Here is a 17,285-nt window from a genome sequence, read left to right as displayed (position 1 = left end):
CACGGTCAGGGTTAAGAAAGGAAGAAAAAGGGCAGCGAATGCTGCCCCGAGGAGTTATGTGGTTGCTGGGTGTGTCTTCGTGTACTGCATACCGCTAACAAGCAGGAAGGCAAACAGACTGATGGCCAGTGAAGGTACAATGGCGTGTACACCGCCCATGTCCGGTTTAAAGGTCGAAAGCGCGGCATAGCTGCCAAGGCCAGTAATCATGGATGCTAACGCGCCTGAAGCGGTGGCTTTTTTCCAGTAAAGGCCAAGCACCAGCGGCCATAGGAACACTGCCTGCATACCACCAAAGGCGAGCAGGTTCAGCCAGATGATCATGTCAGGCGGGTTGGTAGCTGCGGCGAATACCAGCAATGAGAAGATACCCGTTACCCATAAAGAGAGTGTTGGCAATTTGCTTTCTGAATCGGGCGCATTGGCGGCATTAGGATTGATGTAGTTGAGGTACAAGTCCTTCAGCAGCGTCGCAGAAGCCTGAATGAGCTGTGAGTCGATGGTCGACATTATCGCCGCCATTGGGCCAGCCAGAAACACACCGGCAACGACAGGGGGCAAAACCGTCATCATTAGCGTTGGCATTATCTGGTCCGGGTTATCAATTTCCGGAACAATCGCGCGGCCTAGTGCTCCGGCCAAATGCATGCCCAGCATCAGAAGGGCTACCATCGCTGTACTGATCACCATGCCTTTATGCAGCGATTTACTGGATTTGTAAGACATGCAACGCACCGCTGCATGGGGAAGGCCAATCACACCGAAACAGACCAAAACCCAGAAGCTCAGCATAAAAGGCTCTGACAGGAAGTTATTCGGCCCGTAAGGCGTTACAAGTGCAGGGTCGATGGCGTGAAGGTCAGTAATCATCTCACCCAGACTGCCGCCGGCGTGGATGATGCCAACCAGCAACGCAATAGTGCCGATGATCATCATGATGCCCTGCACCGTGTCGGTCATGACTACAGCGCGAAATCCGCCGATGGTGGTGTAAACGCCCACCGTAAAGGCAAACAGCATAAGACCGTGGGTATAGGAAAGCCCGGTGACAGTCTGCAGCAAGCGTGCGCCACCAACGAACTGAACCACCATGGTGCCGAAAAAGGCCAGTAATAAAGCCAGAGAGGCGAAAATTACCACAGCGCGGTTTTTGTAACGCGCATAGAGCATGTCATTCAGGGTGAGGGCATTGTGGCGACGAGACTCAATGGCGAACTTCTTCCCAAGTACACCGAGCGTCAGCCAGGCTGCAGGTAACTGGATCATCGCCAGTAGCGCCCATCCGAGCCCCATTTTGTATGCTGCACCTGGCCCACCGATAAAAGAACTCGCACTGGCATAGGTAGCCGCGAGCGTCATCGCCAGCACAAATCCACCCATGCTTCGGCTGCCAAGCAGGTATTCATTCAGGAACCCGCCACTGCGATCTCCTTGTTTGCGCGAATAAAGAGCCAGCGCAAACACAGCGACCAGATACAGCGCCATCGGGATAAGAAGCTGACTATTCATCGGACGCTTCCTCTTCGATGTCGAGTGGCATGTCTTTGTAAAGGTATTTCACCATTAGTGCGCACAGCAGGGTAAATAAAAGGGGACCGATAACGCAGGCCATCAAAAACCAAAGTGGCAAACCGAAATAGAGCGTTGGGGGAGTCTGTTCAATTCCTTCTGGGGCCAGACCATAGGCAAATCCGTACCACCATGCAAAATACGCGAGTGCGAGTGCAATCGCCCATTTGGCTTCCTTGTGAGCCTGGCGGTATCGGCTGCTAAGTGTCTTCATTAGAGCCTTCTTACTTAACGCGATAAGAGAGTGTTGATAAGGGGTCTATTGTGACAAAACCACGGAGAATGTGACAGATTTATACGTGCTGGGTTTGGGTGCGAAAAACAAAAAAGGCCGCGTAAACGCGACCTTTTGGCTCTTTCTCAGAATTACTTCTGAATGCCCAGCTTCTTCTCAAGGTAGTGGATGTTTGCACCACCGTGCTGGAAGTTCTCATCTTTCATGATTTCCAGCTGAAGAGGAATGTTGGTTTTGATGCCATCAATGATGGTTTCCTGCAGGGCGTTACGCATACGCGCAATAGCGACGTCACGGTTTTCACCGAAGCAGATCAGTTTACCAATCATAGAATCGTAGTGTGGAGGCACAGAGTAGCCTGAGTACACGTGAGATTCCCAACGCACACCCATGCCGCCTGGCGCATGGAAGCGATCGATTTTACCTGGGCTTGGCAGGAAGCGCTCTGGGTCTTCGGCGTTGATACGACACTCAATCGCGTGGCCGCGGATTTGGATGTCATCTTGCGTGAATGACAGAGGCTGGCCAGCTGCAATGCGAAGCTGCTCTTTAATCAGATCAACGCCAGTGACCATTTCGGTCACAGGGTGTTCAACCTGGATACGGGTGTTCATCTCAATGAAGTAGAACTCACCGTTTTCGTAAAGGAACTCAAACGTACCTGCACCGCGGTAGCCGATTTCCAGACATGCGCGGCAACAACGTTCACCGATGTACTTACGCATTTCAGCAGTGATACCCGGCGCTGGCGCTTCTTCAACAACCTTCTGGTGACGGCGCTGCATCGAACAGTCACGCTCACCCAAGTGAATCGCACCGCCCTGACCATCAGCCAGAACCTGCACTTCAACGTGACGTGGGTTTTCCAGGAATTTCTCCATGTAAACCATATCGTTGTTGAAGGCTGCTTTTGCTTCCGCACGGGTCATGGCGATAGCGTCAGTCAGTTCTGCTTCAGAACGAACCACACGCATACCGCGACCACCACCACCACCGGATGCTTTGATGATCACAGGGTAGCCGATGCGTTTTGCGAAAGCCTTGTTCTTAGACTCGTCGTCGTCAAGCGGACCATCAGACCCTGGTACACAAGGTACGCCCGCTTTTTTCATCGCGTTGATGGCAGACACTTTGTCACCCATCAGGCGGATAGTTTCAGCGCGAGGACCGACGAAAATGAAGCCTGATTGCTCTACCTGCTCTGCAAAATCTGCATTCTCTGACAGGAAGCCGTAACCTGGGTGGATAGCCACCGCACCAGTTACTTCAGCGGCACTGATGATACGTGGGATGTTCAAGTAGCTTTCAACGCTTGATGCAGGACCGATACAGATAGATTCGTCTGCCAGCAATACGTGCTTCAGATCGCGATCGGCGGTGGAGTGAACGGCAACCGTTTTGATGCCGAGCTCTTTACAAGCGCGAAGGATGCGAAGCGCAATTTCACCGCGGTTAGCGATGACAATTTTATCTAACATAGCTGTCCTCGATTACTCGATGATGACCAGAGCTTGGTCAAACTCTACTGCTTGGCCGTCTTCACACAGGATAGCTTTCACTACACCCGCTTTGTCTGCTTGGATTTGGTTCATCATTTTCATCGCTTCAACGATGCAAAGGGTATCGCCAACATTTACTGATTGACCCACTTCAACGAAAGACTTCGCTTCTGGGCTTGGAGAGCGGTAGAAAGTACCCACCATTGGAGATAGAACCTTGTGACCTGGAACTTCTGCTTCAGCTGCTGGTGCTTCTGCTACCGGAGCGGCAGCAGCAGGGGCTGCTGGTGCGGCAACTGGAGCAGGAGCAGCCGCTGGTGCTGCGTAAACCTGAGTGGCAACTGGCGCGGTTGCACGGCTGATGCGTACTGACTCTTCACCTTCAGAGATTTCCAGCTCAGCAATGCCAGATTCTTCAACAAGCTCAATCAGTTTTTTGATTTTACGAATATCCATGATGTCTATCTCTTTGAAATTATTGTTCAGTTGTTCTCTGCTTGCAGACGCTTGGCGACCGCACGTAGAGCAAATTCGTAACCGTCAGCGCCCAGTCCGACAATCACACCTTCTGCTTTATCAGAGAAGTAAGAGTGATGACGGAATGGTTCACGGGCGTGAACGTTTGAAAGGTGCACTTCAATAAAAGGAATGCCAACAGCGAGAATGGCATCTCGCAGCGCCACGCTGGTGTGCGTAAACGCAGCCGGGTTGATAATGATGAAATCAACCTTTCCCATTGCCTGATGGAGGGTATCAATCAGGACGTGTTCCGCATTGGACTGCACGTGTTCAAGTTGAATATTGAAAGATGCTGCTAATGTCGTCAGATCAGCGACGATGTGATCCAACGAAGTCTGTCCATAGTGGCCAGGTTCACGAACGCCGAGCATGTTCAGGTTCGGACCGTTGATAAGTAAAACTTTGCGATTTGTCGTCATATTGATCGCTTTGTTCCTGTTCTTGTTGCGAAAAGGCTTTAACTTCTGCTTTTCAGCACCAGACGGTGCGAGAACCTGAAAAATGGCACTCCCGCCACTTACTGAAACGCAATTATAGAGAATTCACCGCAAATGGCAGCAAAATACTGGTCTTATCAGACAAAATCTGACAATCCAGCGTACAGATTACGCAATTGTGACAGGAATTTCGTGGCAATAGTTCACGAAATAACCAGTTAGGAGGGCGGATCTGTTAGACAGATCTCATCCAGCGTTTTAAACGGGCTATTTTCGCCATCATCTTACTGACCCTTCTGGTGTTCTTTTTGTCTGAATATTGAGACATTTGACCGAAAGGCCTTAGTGAAGAAATGGTTAGGTGTGATGAATAGCCATGCTCAATTTTTGTGCCACATAATCCTCTGTTTTTTTTATTTGGGCTCAATGTAGCGGGGCTTTCGTTATTTTAACCGAACTGCGTACTGTTTACGGAAGCGACACCACACAATCCAAAAACTAATCAATTGAGTGCTTAAAAAATGAATCACATGTCCGATAATTAAGGCATTGAGGTGCTGCAACATCTCACTTTAGCAAGCGTCATTGGGTGGGAGCCCCAAGATTATTGGGAGGGGAATATGATTCAGAAGCGTTATGACTCATTGAGTCGACTATTACATTGGAGTATGGCGGCCATCATTATCTACGCGACAGTGGCTGGCTACGTGATGCATTTAGTGGTGGGTACGAAGGCGTTTGAGGTTCTCTCTGTGCTGAACATGTCATTTGCAACGATAGGTACTGTATTGTTCGTGATGCGTTGGGTATGGAGTTATTTCCGCCCGGCTGTCGCATCAGTAAATTCGACCACCACGTTTGAAAAGAACATCGCCAAGTTCGTCCACAGTGTGCTTTACCTACTTATGTTCCTGGTGTTTGTTTCTGGCTTTTTGATGCTGAAAGAACCTTACTGGTTCTTCTGGTTGGTAAAGGTGCCAAACCCGGTCACTGATATGGTGATTAACGACTTTTTCTTTTTCGTTCACCGTGCAAGCTGTGCTGTGCTTGGTCTGGTCGTTGTCATGCATATTGGGGCTGTGGTGTACCATCAGTTCTGGCTTCGCGATAACCTGATAGCCAGATTGATGCCATCCAAACCTAAGCCAGTTGTTATGCATTTGAGCCAAAAAAAGGGCCGCGTTTAGCGGCCCTCGGGATAAAACATGGCAGGTCGTGTTATACCACGCTGGATTTCTCTGCGATGAGTTTATCAACCACGCTTGGATCGGCCAGCGTAGAAGTATCGCCCAAGCTACCAGTGTCGCCCGTTGCAATCTTACGCAGGATACGGCGCATGATTTTACCTGAACGGGTTTTTGGTAGTGCATCTGTCCAGTGGATGAAGTCTGGTGTCGCGATAGGACCGATTTCCTTACGCACCCAGTCTTTCACTTCTTTAGTCAGTTCAGCACTTGGTACTTCGCCAGCATTCAGTGTGATGTAGGCATAAATAGCCTGACCTTTGATGTCGTGTGGAACACCAACGATTGCGGATTCTGCGATCTTGTCGAATGCCACCAGTGCAGATTCAATTTCTGCAGTACCCATACGGTGACCGGAAACGTTCAGTACGTCGTCCACACGGCCCGTGATCCAGTAGTAACCGTCTTCGTCACGACGTGCACCGTCACCAGTGAAGTACATGCCTTTAAAGGTTGAGAAGTAGGTCTGCTCGAAACGCTCGTGGTCACCGTTAACAGTACGCATCTGGCCAGGCCAAGAATCCAGCATGACCAGGTTACCTTCGGTTGCACCTTCAATGATGTTACCCATGTTATCAACCAGTGCTGGTTGAACACCGAAGAATGGACGGGTCGCAGAACCTGGCTTCAGTGCCGTTGCACCTGGTAGCGGAGTGATCAGAATACCGCCGGTTTCGGTTTGCCACCAGGTATCCACGATTGGACACTTGCTGTCACCGATGGTCTTGTAGTACCACTCCCACGCTTCTGGGTTGATTGGCTCACCCACAGAACCCATGATGCGCAGCGAGTCACGCTTGGTGCCTTCAACTGCTTCGTTACCTTTTGCCATCAGTGCACGGATAGCGGTTGGTGCGGTGTACAAGATGTTCACCTGATGCTTATCAACCACTTCACTCATGCGGGCAGTTGATGGATAGTTAGGCACACCTTCAAACAGAATAGTTTTCGCGCCGTTCGCAAGTGGTCCGTAGATCAGGTAGCTGTGACCGGTAATCCAACCCACATCCGCCGTACACCAGAAGACTTCGCCTTCCTGGTAGTCGAACACGTACTTGAAGGTCATGGTTGCGTAAACCAGATAACCCCCCGTGGTGTGCAGAACACCTTTAGGTGTGCCGGTTGAACCTGAGGTGTAGAGAATGAACAGCGGGTCTTCTGCGTTCATCTCTTCTGGCTCACAGTTATCTGAGACGACTGCTGTCGCTTCGTGCCACCACACATCACGGCCTGAGTTCCATTCAATGGCGTTACCAGTACGTTGGTAAACCACTACTTTTTCAACTGACGTTACTGATGGGTTTGCAAGTGCTGCATCCACGTTTTGTTTTAATGGTACTGCGCGGCCGCCACGTACGCCTTCATCGGCAGTGACAACCACTTTCGCGTTTGAGTCGACGATACGACCAGCCAGTGCTTCTGGAGAGAAGCCACCGAATACGATGGTGTGAACGGCACCGATGCGGGTACATGCCAGCATCGCGATCGCAGCTTCCATCACCATTGGCATGTAAAGGCACACGACGTCGCCTTTGCGCACGCCTTGGCCTTTCAGAGCGTTGGCAAACTTACACACTTCAGTGTGCAATTCTTTGTAAGTCAGGGTTTTGTCGTCGTTTGGATCGTCGCCTTCCCAGATCAGAGCAACCTGGTCACCTTTTGTCTCAAGGTGGCGGTCAATACAGTTAGCAGAAACGTTTAGTGTGCCGTCTTCGAACCATTTGATGTCGACATGGCCGGTATCAAAAGAGGTGTTTTTCACCTTAGTGAAAGGTTTAATCCAATCTACGATCTGGCCATGCTCACGCCAGAATCCTTCTGGGTTAACAACAGACTGCTGATACATCTCGCGGTAAGTGTCGTTGTTTGCGTGCGCTTTGGCTTCGATTTCCGGCATAACCGGATGCAGGTGAACCTCACTCATTATATTTCTCCTTGTGTTCCTGCGTGATGCTGTCTGGCATCGTCAAATGTTCGACCACGACAATTTAGTATATAGGGTACGGTCTAGCGGTCTTGTTCCATTAAGGTCGGATAGTTAGGGATTCTCGACAATTAGACTTTAGGATGAAGAGGCCGTTTTCTCTGGGTTTTGTGACCTTTGGACAATCACACTGAGGTGTTGCTCTCATTTACATGCAGTGGGTTGCGGGGAAATTATCAATAAGTGGGCATTGATACATCCCCGTACTTTAGTCGAACATAGATCAGCGCCGCACTAATGGCATCAGCAGTTTGATATGGTTGCCAGCCTTTTCGTTTGGCGTCGCCATGGCGACATCATCAGTGATCACTGCGATTTCTGCTTCGAAATCGCAGCCCCAGGCTTCATCGCAAAGCTCAATGCTGTCGCGCGGGCCGATAAATTTGTCGGAGACACCCTGATACATCAAAGGATCAGTCCAGAAGCTCTCTGGCATTTCCGCCCCGCGGGCTTTACGCACCAGTTCGACGTGATTCACGTAAGCGCTCCCGTCCGCCCACTGGAATGCTCGGGGTAAAGGAGATTCGCAATCAGCGGGATTAAAAGGAAAGCGCTCACCGATGTTGTTGTCGTTTAGAGCCTCATAACGGGCTTGCAACAGTGGCGACAGCGTATCCCACTCGTCCAGTGCATCCTGTAGGGTGAGGGCGATATCAGAAGCGTCTACTGCCTGAGTGAGATCGCGCGAGACCAGAATGAGTTTTCCATCGCGGCGGTGTTTGAGGGAAGCCAGTTTCATCATCTACTCCTTAATCTGTTATCTGCGTGAATTAGCCACGAGGTGGCGTGCGCCAGGACAGGACATAATCATCAAGTTCAGTTTGCTTAGCCGCATCGCCTAAATCGAGCGGCATGCGGGTATCAATCATCACCGCCACTTCATCAGTTTCTTTCTTCGCAGCTTTAGCGCCAGCTGCAAATGCTTTGGGGTGCGGGCCGTGCGGGAAGCCGCAAGGATGCACAGTCACCATGCCGGGGTGGATATTGTCGCGGCTGAAGAACTCCCCTTTGTGATAGAAGATGACTTCATCATAGTCATCATTGTTGTGATAGAAGGGCACCTTGAGCGCACCGGGGTCAGATTCAATCGGCCGTGGTACAAAGGTACAAATCACAAAGCCATTGGCGACAAAGGTAGTGTGCGCCGACGGCGGCAGGTGATAGCGGTGACTCATCAGCGGCCGGATATCACGCCAGTTGAGCCGGAATACGGTGAGGTTTCCTTTCCAACCCACAGCATCAAGCGGATTGAATGGATAAGTAATGCGGTTCATGGCGTTACGGGATTTCAGATATACCTGCCACGACTGTTCTTCTTGCTGCTGAGCGATGAACGCATCGTCGATTTTGGCGTATTCCAGCACTGCCGGATCAAACACAGCATGATCGCCGACGATCCCACGATCAGCCGTCATGTAAGATCCGTGAGTGGCTTCAATCATCAGCATAGTGACGGGTGAGTCCGGTTCGATACGCCAATTGGTGGAGCGCGGTAAGATCAGGTAATCACCATCGCGGAAGCGCAGGTGGCCGTAATCACAGAAGAGTGAACCGGAGCCTTCGTGGATAAACAGGCACTCGTCTCCGTCACCATTTCGTACCAGATACTCCATCGCTGTGTCGCAGCGCCAGATACTCACTTTCACATTGGCATTGGATAGCAAAAGTGGTGCAGTCAGCGGGTTATCACCGACATCTTCGACTTTGTTGGTATCAAACGCGTGTGGACGAAGATCGCCTTCCCATTCTGTCCAACCTGTCGGGGCATGTTGGTGATACATGTGTGTGGCAGGACCAAAGAACCCCTCTTTGCCGCACTCGCGCTCAAACGTGTCTTCGGGTATATCACAATGCGCCTGTCTTGACGCTTTCCCTTCGGTGATGGGAAACGAAAACCACTTCCGCATAGCTCACTCCTGAGTATGAAAAGGGTATCAATTGAAACTGAATAATAGTTTCAATTGAAACTAAATGGTGCTTTTAGTATCGCCAGAATCTGTCACAATGCAACAAAAATTTTACCCTTATGTTAAAAAGTTGTTGCGGTAATACTGTCTTCATGCTTCTATTTCAAAGTCGCACAGTTTTTGTGCGTATTAGATACAGGATACTTCGATGCAATCATTATTGTTGCATTTGAAACGAATATGGAGTCGTAAACATGTGGAAACGTGAAGCAATTTCCTGGTCTTTGGCCGCTGCCGTTCTCAGTTTTTCCTTCACCCTTCAGGCTGCCGAGACAACTCTTCGCATCAGCTCGTGGGCATCACCTAACCACGGCATTAACGCCATGGTATGGCCGACCTGGGGTAAATGGGTGGAAGAGGCAACCGATGGTCGGGTTGACGTAAAAGTGGAATACAATATGGGACCACCGCCAGCCCAAGCAGATTTGGTGCTGGATGGTGTGGCAGATGTCACTTGGTTCTTTCATGGCTTTAAACCCGGCCGTTTTGAACTGACTAAACTTCCTGAAATCCCGACTTTTGATAACACCCTTTCTTCCGAAGAGGCTTCGGTCGCCTACTGGCGTACATTCGATAACTATCTGAAAAAGGGTAAGGAGCACAGAGGATTGGCGGTGTTGGCAGTCGGTGTTCATGGTCCGGGTGCCATCATCACCCGAGAGCCAGTGAACAGCTTTGCCGATCTCAAAGGTAAAAAGATGCGCGTTGCCGGGGATGTGATGACCACACTGGCTGAGCGTATGGGCGTTGTACCCGTCGCATTACCACCAAACAAAGTTTATGAAGCGTTATCGCAAGGTGTGGTCGACGGTGCTTTCTTTACACTGGAGACTCTGAAAAGCTTCCGCCTGAATGAGGTGGCACCTTATACGGTGACTTTCCCGGGGGGGCTGTACCGTGGCAGCTTCAGTATCCTGATGAACCGCGACACACTGGATAGTTTGTCTGATGAAGACAGAGAAGCCGTGCTGAGTGTGTCTGGCGAAAAGCTCTCACAACTTTTTGGTCAGATGATGGATAAAGCTGATGCTGCCGGCGTTGCAGATAGTCTGGCTAAAGGTACGCCTGTCGTCGAAGCAGATGCGCAAATGGTGGCATCTGCCCAAGCCATGGCAGAGGGCATTGAAGCGCAGTGGTTGAAACAGGCCGAAGGGCGCATTAAGAGTCCTGAGACTGCGCTCGACTATTACCGCGAACAAGTCTCTGTATTTAGTGGGCAGTGATCATCATGGCAGCCATGTTGCGAGTTAGCGGCCTGCTGTTGGAAGGTGTTGTTGTCGTGTCATTGATGCTGATGATGGTCGCCACCACGGTCGATGTTGTTGGTCGCTACTTTTTCAATGCCCCGCTAAACGGCGGGATAGAGATCATCGAACTGACTTTAGCGATGGTGGTTTTCGGTGCCTACCCTCTGGTGACCTGGCGACGGTCGCACATCTGTGTGGATTTGTTGGATGATCATGTGCCTGACCGTTGGGTCAGGTGGCGAGAAGTAGTCATTAATCTTGTCAGTGCAGCAGCGCTCGGGCTGGTAGCTAATAAAGTGTGGCAACTGGCCACACGTGCCCTGAGCTATGGCGATGAAACCGATGTGTTGGCCATCCCGACTGCGTATCTCATCTACTTCATTTCAGCGATGAGTTGGCTTTCGATGATGGCTGCCATTGGGCTAGTTGCCGCTTTGCTGCTTCGTCACCCCGCTGTTCTCCCCTCACCTTCGGAGCATAACTGATGACGGAAACCCTTATTGGATTTGCAGTCCTTCTTCTTTTGGTGCTCGCCCGCTTCCCATTGGCTTACAGTATGGGGATCGTGGGTTTTGTCGGCTTTGCCTGGCTCATTGATTTTAATTGGAATGCCACCCTGTCTATGGCGGCGCGTCGTATTGTGGATACCGGGCAAGATTACAGTCTGTCGGTGATCCCACTGTTCATCCTGATGGGTAATTTGGTCAACAAGGCCGGAATTTCCAGTGAACTTTACCGTGCATCAAATGCCTTTGTGGGTCATCGCAAAGGGGGACTTTCGATGGCGACTATTCTGGCATGTGGCGGTTTCTCGGCGATATGCGGTTCCAGCTTAGCGACAGCAGCTACGATGTCGAAAGTGGCCATGCCCCCAATGCGCAAATACGGTTATCGCGACTCACTGGCTTCGGCCTCTATTGCTGCGGGCGGTACGTTGGGCATTTTGATTCCGCCCAGCGTAATGCTGGTGGTCTATGGTCTTCTAACTGAAAGCAGTATCCGGGAGTTATTCGCCGCAGGATTGGTTCCCGGATTGCTTGGCGTGGTGTTGTATTTGCTGGCGGTACAGTGGGTGGTATCCCGCGACCCTGAAAGTGCGCCACCACTGAAAGCGTTAAGTTGGCCGGAACGTTTTGCAGCATTGAAAGGTGTTCTGTCAACGTTGGCGCTCTTTGTACTGGTGATGGGAGGCATTTATGCGGGTGTGTTTACGCCTACTGAGGCGGCGGGGATTGGTGCGGCAGGTGCGTTTATCATTGCATTGCTGAAACGCCAACTTAGCTTACCGGTACTAAAAGAAGTACTGGTTGATACGGCGATTACCTCTTCTGTGTTGTTCAGTGTGGTGATTTCGGCGCTGATTTTTTCCAACTTTATCAATCGTGCCGGATTCACTGATGAACTTTTGTTGTGGGTGACCAGCATGGATCTATCACCTTTTGCGGTACTGGGGATCATCATTCTGGTTTACTTGCTGCTGGGTTGCGTGTTTGAAAGTATGTCGATGCTATTGCTCACGGTACCGATTTTCTTTCCGCTGGTGCAAAGCCTGGGATTTGACCTGATTTGGTTTGGTATTCTGGTGGTTGTGGTGACAGAAATCAGCCTTATTACGCCACCTGTAGGCATGAACGTGTTTGTGCTCTCAGGGGTGGTGAAGGACATCAGCACTAAAACTATCTTTCGTGGTATCGTCCCGTTTTGGGTGGCTGACATGGTGCGATTGGCATTGATCGCCTTCATACCGGCTATTTCTCTGGCGCTTCCCCATTGGCTCTATGCCTGATTGAGCACATTTGCAGTAAAAGGATTCACATGGTTAAGCCTGATCTTTCCCTCGACAATTTCCTTCCTTATAAGCTGGTACAAACTGCTGAAAAGGTGGCTGACAGTATGGCAGCCATCTATGAAAACGAATTCGGCATCTCGCGACCGGAGTGGCGGATACTGGCCTCATTGGGGGCTCGTGATGGCTTGATGTCGAGGGATTTATCACGTGAAACCAGTCTGGATAAGGTGAAAGTGTCTCGCATCCTAACTAAGCTGGAAGGCCGTGGCTGGGTGGTTCGTGAAGCTCATGCGACCGATCAGCGTGCAGCATTGGTAAGGTTAACCCATGAAGGCAAGGCATTGTATGACCGTATTGTTCCACGGGTTTTGGAATGGGAGCGCGCCATGCTTGACGGGCTGACTGGCTCTCAATACCGGGATTTATATCAGGCGCTTGATGCATTGCAGCTTCGTACCCGACAACTGGAAGACTCTGGGCTGGACTACTGAGTAGGGGCTGGAGTGCCGCGTCGCAATGTCAAAGCGTAAAGGTATGCCAATACCCCTGTAATTCCATTGGCGACAGCTATACCAATAAACATACCCTCTGTACCGTCAACCAAGCTGCCAAGCCAGGCCATAGGAAGCAGCAACACAAACAGGCGTACCAGATTCATTGCAAAGGCATGAACCGGTTTTTTCATTGCGTTTAATGCGCTGACAAGCATCATCATCACGCCTTGCATGCCGTAACTGACAGGTACCACAATCAGGTAATGCCACAGTTTGTTCTGTACGGCAGGTTCCTGACTGAAGATAGCGGCAATCGGCACGCTGAGTGGCACCATGGCCAGAAACACGATGAACTGAAACAGGATGGAAAAACGCATCGCCCGAAATAGTGCTTCAAATGAGCGATTTGGGTTATTGGCGCCGAAATTCTGCGCCATCAAAGGTGTCAGGGCAGAGGTCAGCGCCATCATCACAATCAATAACAAAGATTCCACCCGTTGCGCAGCACCATAAGCAGCAACGGCCGCCGTGCCTTGTGCGGCAAGCATGGCCATCAAAATCGCGCCGGAGATCGGGTTCAATGCGTTGGACAGCGCAGCCGGAGTGCCAATGGCGAGGATATCTTTCCAATCCTGCACAATTTTCGTTGGTGATGGCCAAGCCAGTAGTTTCTCTCTTTTTATTAATACGTACAGCGAGCAAACCAGCGCGCCAGCCCAACTGATCGCACTGGCAATTGCTGCGCCTTTTACACCCAGCGCAGGAATTGGGCCCAGCCCGAAAATTAACAGCGGGTCGAGAAGACCATTAATAAAGCCAGCCACTATCATGATCTTGGCAGGGGTTTTGGTGTCACCCGTGGCACGGATGGCGGAGTTGCCTGCCATCGGGATAACTAATAGAGGGATAGTGAGATACCACACCGACATATAGTTATGAATCAATGGCAACAGGTTTTCGTGTGCACCAAGCATCCGGAATAAGGGATTGATCGTCGCCAGACCTAATGCGCTTGCTGCAATCACCAAAATGACCGCGAGCATCAAACCATGCCCTGATAGGCGGGCAGCATCGATTTGGGCACTTCGCCCCAGTAAGCGGGCAACCCCGGTAGAGATACCCACGCCAATGCCCATGGTGATGCAGTTCACCGCAAAGGTGATCGGGAAGGTGAAACTTACCGCAGCCAATGCTTCCGTGCCCAGCAAAGAAATAAAGAAGGTATCGACCAGATTAAACGCGAGGATCGCTACAAGACCAAACACCATAGGGATGGTCATGTTTTTAAGCGTTTGGTCAATGGGGCCAGAAAGCAGGCCGTGTTTGTCCTTCATTCCAATCTCTATAAGAGGTAGCGCTGGGAAATCAACAATACGCCAAGGTTGCATATCGTTATGTTTGCTAAGGCACGGCTACCCTAATTCATAGAATGTGATGGAGCAAAAGGTATTGGGTAAAAAAATGGAAAAAATTTGCACTTAGCCCCTTGGGATTGAGATAACCCACCCCCACGTTATACGCAAATTGACTTAATCCTTGATGAGACGCTGTCGGTCAGGGATTCAGAAATTCGGAACCTGCATTGTGTGGCAGTTTCCACTTCATTTATCACATGGATCACTACATTTATTCAGGAGACGACCAATGAACATTCGTCCACTACACGATCGAGTAATCGTTGAACGCCAGGAAGTTGAATCAAAATCTGCTGGTGGCATCGTTTTGACTGGTTCTGCTGCAGAAAAATCTACGCGTGGCGTTGTGCTGGCGGTAGGTAAGGGCCGTATTCTTGAAAACGGCAATGTGCAGCCACTGGACGTTAAAGTTGGCGACACTGTGATCTTCTCAGAAGGCTACGGCACTAAGACTGAGAAAATCGACGGTAAAGAAGTCCTGATCCTGTCAGAAAACGACATCATGGCTATCGTTGAGTAATTTCTATTTCATCACTGAAGAACAGATTTAAAAAGGAAGAGAGAAATGGCAGCTAAAGACGTTAAATTTGGCAATGATGCACGCACTAAAATGCTGGAAGGTGTAAACGTTCTGGCAAACGCTGTAAAAGTGACCCTGGGTCCTAAAGGCCGTAACGTTGTTCTGGACAAGTCTTTCGGCGCACCAACCATCACTAAAGATGGTGTGTCTGTCGCGCGCGAAATCGAACTGGAAGACAAATTCCAGAACATGGGCGCTCAAATGGTTAAAGAAGTTGCGTCTAAAGCAAACGACGCAGCGGGTGACGGTACTACTACCGCAACTGTACTGGCGCAGGCAATCGTAGCTGAAGGCCTGAAAGCTGTTGCGGCGGGTATGAACCCAATGGACCTGAAGCGTGGTATCGACAAAGCAGTAGCCGCTGCCGTTCAGCAACTGAAAGAGCTGTCTGTTGAGTGTAACGACACTAAAGCTATCGCACAGGTAGGTACTATCTCTGCTAACTCTGATGAAACCGTAGGTAACATCATTGCAGAAGCGATGGAAAAAGTAGGCCGCGACGGTGTTATCACTGTTGAAGAAGGTCAGTCTCTGCAAGATGAGTTGGATGTGGTTGAAGGTATGCAATTCGACCGTGGCTACCTGTCTCCATACTTCATCAACAACCAAGAGTCTGGTTCTGTTGATCTGGAAAGCCCATTCATCCTGCTGGTTGATAAAAAAGTATCAAACATCCGCGAACTGTTGCCTACGCTGGAAGCTGTAGCGAAATCTTCACGCCCACTGCTGATCATTGCAGAAGACGTAGAAGGTGAAGCGCTGGCAACGCTGGTTGTGAACAACATGCGTGGCATCGTGAAAGTTGCTGCGGTTAAAGCACCTGGCTTCGGCGATCGCCGTAAAGCAATGCTGCAAGACATCGCAACACTGACCGCGGGTACTGTTATCTCTGAAGAGATCGGTATGGAGCTGGAAAAAGTGACGCTGGAAGATCTGGGTCAGGCGAAGCGTATTTCTATCACTAAAGAAAACACTACCATCATCGATGGTGCTGGTGACGAAGCTTCTATCCAAGGCCGTGTTGCTCAAATCCGCCAGCAAATCGAAGATGCAACTTCAGACTACGACAAAGAAAAACTGCAAGAGCGCGTTGCGAAACTGGCAGGCGGTGTTGCGGTAATCAAAGTTGGCGCAGCAACTGAAGTTGAAATGAAAGAAAAGAAAGACCGCGTAGAAGACGCACTGCACGCGACTCGCGCAGCCGTTGAAGAAGGCGTGGTTGCTGGTGGTGGTGTTGCACTTATCCGCGCAGCAAGCAAAGTTGTTGACCTGCAAGGTGACAACGAAGAACAAAACGTAGGTATTCGCGTTGCACTGCGTGCAATGGAAGCACCTATCCGTCAAATCGCACTGAACGCAGGCGACGAAGATTCAGTAGTAGCTAACCAGGTTAAAGGTGGTGAAGGCAACTACGGCTACAACGCAGCGACTGGCGAATACGGCGACATGATTGATATGGGTATCCTGGATCCAACTAAAGTTACCCGTTCAGCACTTCAGTTCGCAGCTTCTGTAGCAGGTCTGATGATCACCACCGAAGCAATGGTAACTGAACTGCCAAAACAAGATGCCCCAGCAATGCCTGACATGGGCGGCATGGGTGGTATGGGCGGCATGATGTAATCATCCCGTTTCCAGCCGAAATTGAAAAAGCCCGCGCAAGCGGGCTTTTTTGTTTTTAAAGAGTGTCTTAACGCATCCCGCGTATTTACTGGGCTAGCGACTTACAGAAATGAGTCAAAAATAACCGTGCGGATTCTTCAGCATGTGCTTTACTGAATAGTCTTGCGGTAAACAAAACAGTCATTGAAACGACATATTGTCGAAATCTGGATCGTGGCCTCTGATCCTGATCATCAAAGATCTGCAGAAATCTGTTCATCTTTTATACAAAAATGCTGTTTTTGGGCGTTATTTGAACACTTGAACGCGAAAGTGTGATTTTTTTCAAAAAACCACTTGCGCCAAATTTCGAAGTCCCTATACTGCGCCACATCGACACGGCAAGCGGCTCGCAGAGCAAGCTACCAAGTCAACGTTCTTTAACAATTTGACCTATGCAATCTGTGTGGGCACTCGTAGTTGATAGACAAAAGATTTATCGATGTTTACTGAGTGACCAAACGACATAACTTCGGTTATATCGGCACAGTCAATTCGTTCTAACTTCGGTTAGAACACAACAGTATTTCATCGAGCCAAAAACTTTAATTGAAGAGTTTGATCATGGCTCAGATTGAACGCTGGCGGCAGGCCTAACACATGCAAGTCGAGCGGCAGCGACAACATTGAACCTTCGGGGGATT

Annotated in this window: 15 protein-coding genes and 1 pseudogene; 7 read left to right on the top strand and 9 right to left on the bottom strand. The window is 50.1% G+C overall.

Annotation, left to right across the window (positions count from 1 at the left end):
- Window positions 1-54: 54 nt before the first annotated feature.
- From panF to aroQ, 5 genes are all read right to left on the bottom strand, one after another.
- Window positions 55-1,509 carry a sodium/pantothenate symporter gene (gene panF / locus GCE9029_RS24470; RefSeq protein WP_062667807.1) on the bottom strand — a complete coding sequence of 485 codons (1,455 nt, stop codon included), beginning with the start codon at window positions 1,507-1,509 and terminating at the stop codon, window positions 55-57.
- Complete coding sequence (locus tag GCE9029_RS24465; RefSeq protein ID WP_062667798.1) at window positions 1,502-1,783, bottom strand: YhdT family protein; 282 nt, start codon at window positions 1,781-1,783, stop codon at window positions 1,502-1,504. Before GCE9029_RS24465 ends, panF begins: the two co-directional genes overlap by 8 nt.
- Before the next feature lie 152 nt (window positions 1,784-1,935).
- Window positions 1,936-3,282: an acetyl-CoA carboxylase biotin carboxylase subunit gene (accC, locus tag GCE9029_RS24460; RefSeq protein WP_002542000.1), complete on the bottom strand. Its 1,347-nt coding sequence runs from the start codon at window positions 3,280-3,282 to the stop codon at window positions 1,936-1,938.
- A gap of 12 nt (window positions 3,283-3,294) precedes the next feature.
- Window positions 3,295-3,759, bottom strand: coding sequence for an acetyl-CoA carboxylase biotin carboxyl carrier protein (gene accB, locus GCE9029_RS24455; protein WP_062667794.1), 465 nt, complete (start codon window positions 3,757-3,759; stop codon window positions 3,295-3,297).
- 26 nt (window positions 3,760-3,785) lie between these two features.
- The gene (gene aroQ / locus GCE9029_RS24450) at window positions 3,786-4,241 is read right to left on the bottom strand and encodes a type II 3-dehydroquinate dehydratase (RefSeq protein ID WP_062667792.1); all 456 of its coding nucleotides are present in this window, start codon (window positions 4,239-4,241) and stop codon (window positions 3,786-3,788) included.
- A 638-nt stretch (window positions 4,242-4,879) separates the two neighbouring features.
- Here aroQ and GCE9029_RS24445 point away from each other — a divergent pair.
- On the top strand, window positions 4,880-5,446 hold the full coding sequence (locus tag GCE9029_RS24445; RefSeq protein ID WP_062667790.1) for a cytochrome b: 567 nt from the start codon (window positions 4,880-4,882) through the stop codon (window positions 5,444-5,446).
- 31 nt (window positions 5,447-5,477) lie between these two features.
- On the opposite strand, the gene acs is transcribed toward GCE9029_RS24445, so the two are convergent.
- From acs to GCE9029_RS24430, 3 genes and pseudogenes are all read right to left on the bottom strand, one after another.
- Window positions 5,478-7,427 (bottom strand): acetate--CoA ligase, encoded by a 1,950-nt coding sequence (gene acs / locus GCE9029_RS24440; protein ID WP_062667788.1) that lies wholly within the window; start codon window positions 7,425-7,427, stop codon window positions 5,478-5,480.
- A 301-nt stretch (window positions 7,428-7,728) separates the two neighbouring features.
- Window positions 7,729-8,226, bottom strand: a pseudogene (locus GCE9029_RS24435) (fumarylacetoacetate hydrolase family protein); the annotation flags it as partial.
- A 31-nt stretch (window positions 8,227-8,257) separates the two neighbouring features.
- Window positions 8,258-9,394 carry a homogentisate 1,2-dioxygenase gene (locus GCE9029_RS24430; RefSeq protein WP_062667786.1) on the bottom strand — a complete coding sequence of 379 codons (1,137 nt, stop codon included), beginning with the start codon at window positions 9,392-9,394 and terminating at the stop codon, window positions 8,258-8,260.
- Window positions 9,395-9,648: 254 nt separating this feature from the next.
- Here GCE9029_RS24430 and GCE9029_RS24425 point away from each other — a divergent pair, with 254 nt between their 5' ends.
- The 4 genes from GCE9029_RS24425 to GCE9029_RS24410 are packed head-to-tail and all read left to right on the top strand — an operon-like array spanning window position 9,649 to window position 12,981.
- Window positions 9,649-10,677, top strand: a complete 1,029-nt coding sequence (locus GCE9029_RS24425; RefSeq protein WP_062667784.1) for a TRAP transporter substrate-binding protein — start codon at window positions 9,649-9,651, stop codon at window positions 10,675-10,677.
- A 5-nt stretch (window positions 10,678-10,682) separates the two neighbouring features.
- Window positions 10,683-11,186, top strand: a complete 504-nt coding sequence (locus GCE9029_RS24420; protein ID WP_062667782.1) for a TRAP transporter small permease — start codon at window positions 10,683-10,685, stop codon at window positions 11,184-11,186.
- Window positions 11,186-12,487 (top strand): TRAP transporter large permease, encoded by a 1,302-nt coding sequence (locus GCE9029_RS24415; RefSeq protein WP_062667780.1) that lies wholly within the window; start codon window positions 11,186-11,188, stop codon window positions 12,485-12,487. The genes GCE9029_RS24420 and GCE9029_RS24415 overlap by 1 nt, the downstream gene beginning before the upstream one ends.
- A gap of 29 nt (window positions 12,488-12,516) precedes the next feature.
- Window positions 12,517-12,981, top strand: a complete 465-nt coding sequence (locus tag GCE9029_RS24410; RefSeq protein WP_062667778.1) for a MarR family winged helix-turn-helix transcriptional regulator — start codon at window positions 12,517-12,519, stop codon at window positions 12,979-12,981.
- On the opposite strand, the gene GCE9029_RS24405 is transcribed toward GCE9029_RS24410, so the two are convergent.
- The gene (locus GCE9029_RS24405) at window positions 12,975-14,318 is read right to left on the bottom strand and encodes an MATE family efflux transporter (protein WP_062667776.1); all 1,344 of its coding nucleotides are present in this window, start codon (window positions 14,316-14,318) and stop codon (window positions 12,975-12,977) included. The genes GCE9029_RS24410 and GCE9029_RS24405 overlap by 7 nt on opposite strands.
- A 310-nt stretch (window positions 14,319-14,628) precedes the next feature.
- Here GCE9029_RS24405 and GCE9029_RS24400 point away from each other — a divergent pair, with 310 nt between their 5' ends.
- Window positions 14,629-14,919, top strand: coding sequence for a co-chaperone GroES (locus GCE9029_RS24400; protein WP_002541974.1), 291 nt, complete (start codon window positions 14,629-14,631; stop codon window positions 14,917-14,919).
- A 45-nt stretch (window positions 14,920-14,964) separates the two neighbouring features.
- On the top strand, window positions 14,965-16,602 hold the full coding sequence (gene groL, locus GCE9029_RS24395; protein ID WP_062667774.1) for a chaperonin GroEL: 1,638 nt from the start codon (window positions 14,965-14,967) through the stop codon (window positions 16,600-16,602).
- Window positions 16,603-17,285 lie beyond the last annotated feature (683 nt).

It is taken from the genome of Grimontia celer (genome assembly GCF_900055185.1).
GTDB classification, from domain to species: Bacteria; Pseudomonadota; Gammaproteobacteria; order Enterobacterales; family Vibrionaceae; genus Enterovibrio; species Enterovibrio celer.
Note: the sequence above shows the minus strand (reverse complement) of the source record. Positions and strands in the feature narration are given on the sequence as shown.

Coding starts and splice junctions, on each gene's coding strand:
- GCE9029_RS24400 (WP_002541974.1), top strand. CDS start 14,629: ATGAACATTCGTCCACTACACGATCGAGTAATCGTTGAACGCCAGGAA.
- accC (WP_002542000.1), bottom strand. CDS start 3,282: ATGTTAGATAAAATTGTCATCGCTAACCGCGGTGAAATTGCGCTTCGC.
- GCE9029_RS24445 (WP_062667790.1), top strand. CDS start 4,880: ATGATTCAGAAGCGTTATGACTCATTGAGTCGACTATTACATTGGAGT.
- GCE9029_RS24405 (WP_062667776.1), bottom strand. CDS start 14,318: ATGAAGGACAAACACGGCCTGCTTTCTGGCCCCATTGACCAAACGCTT.
- GCE9029_RS24415 (WP_062667780.1), top strand. CDS start 11,186: ATGACGGAAACCCTTATTGGATTTGCAGTCCTTCTTCTTTTGGTGCTC.
- panF (WP_062667807.1), bottom strand. CDS start 1,509: ATGAATAGTCAGCTTCTTATCCCGATGGCGCTGTATCTGGTCGCTGTG.
- GCE9029_RS24410 (WP_062667778.1), top strand. CDS start 12,517: ATGGTTAAGCCTGATCTTTCCCTCGACAATTTCCTTCCTTATAAGCTG.
- GCE9029_RS24465 (WP_062667798.1), bottom strand. CDS start 1,783: ATGAAGACACTTAGCAGCCGATACCGCCAGGCTCACAAGGAAGCCAAA.
- GCE9029_RS24430 (WP_062667786.1), bottom strand. CDS start 9,394: ATGCGGAAGTGGTTTTCGTTTCCCATCACCGAAGGGAAAGCGTCAAGA.
- GCE9029_RS24425 (WP_062667784.1), top strand. CDS start 9,649: ATGTGGAAACGTGAAGCAATTTCCTGGTCTTTGGCCGCTGCCGTTCTC.
- groL (WP_062667774.1), top strand. CDS start 14,965: ATGGCAGCTAAAGACGTTAAATTTGGCAATGATGCACGCACTAAAATG.
- accB (WP_062667794.1), bottom strand. CDS start 3,759: ATGGATATTCGTAAAATCAAAAAACTGATTGAGCTTGTTGAAGAATCT.
- acs (WP_062667788.1), bottom strand. CDS start 7,427: ATGAGTGAGGTTCACCTGCATCCGGTTATGCCGGAAATCGAAGCCAAA.
- aroQ (WP_062667792.1), bottom strand. CDS start 4,241: ATGACGACAAATCGCAAAGTTTTACTTATCAACGGTCCGAACCTGAAC.
- GCE9029_RS24420 (WP_062667782.1), top strand. CDS start 10,683: ATGGCAGCCATGTTGCGAGTTAGCGGCCTGCTGTTGGAAGGTGTTGTT.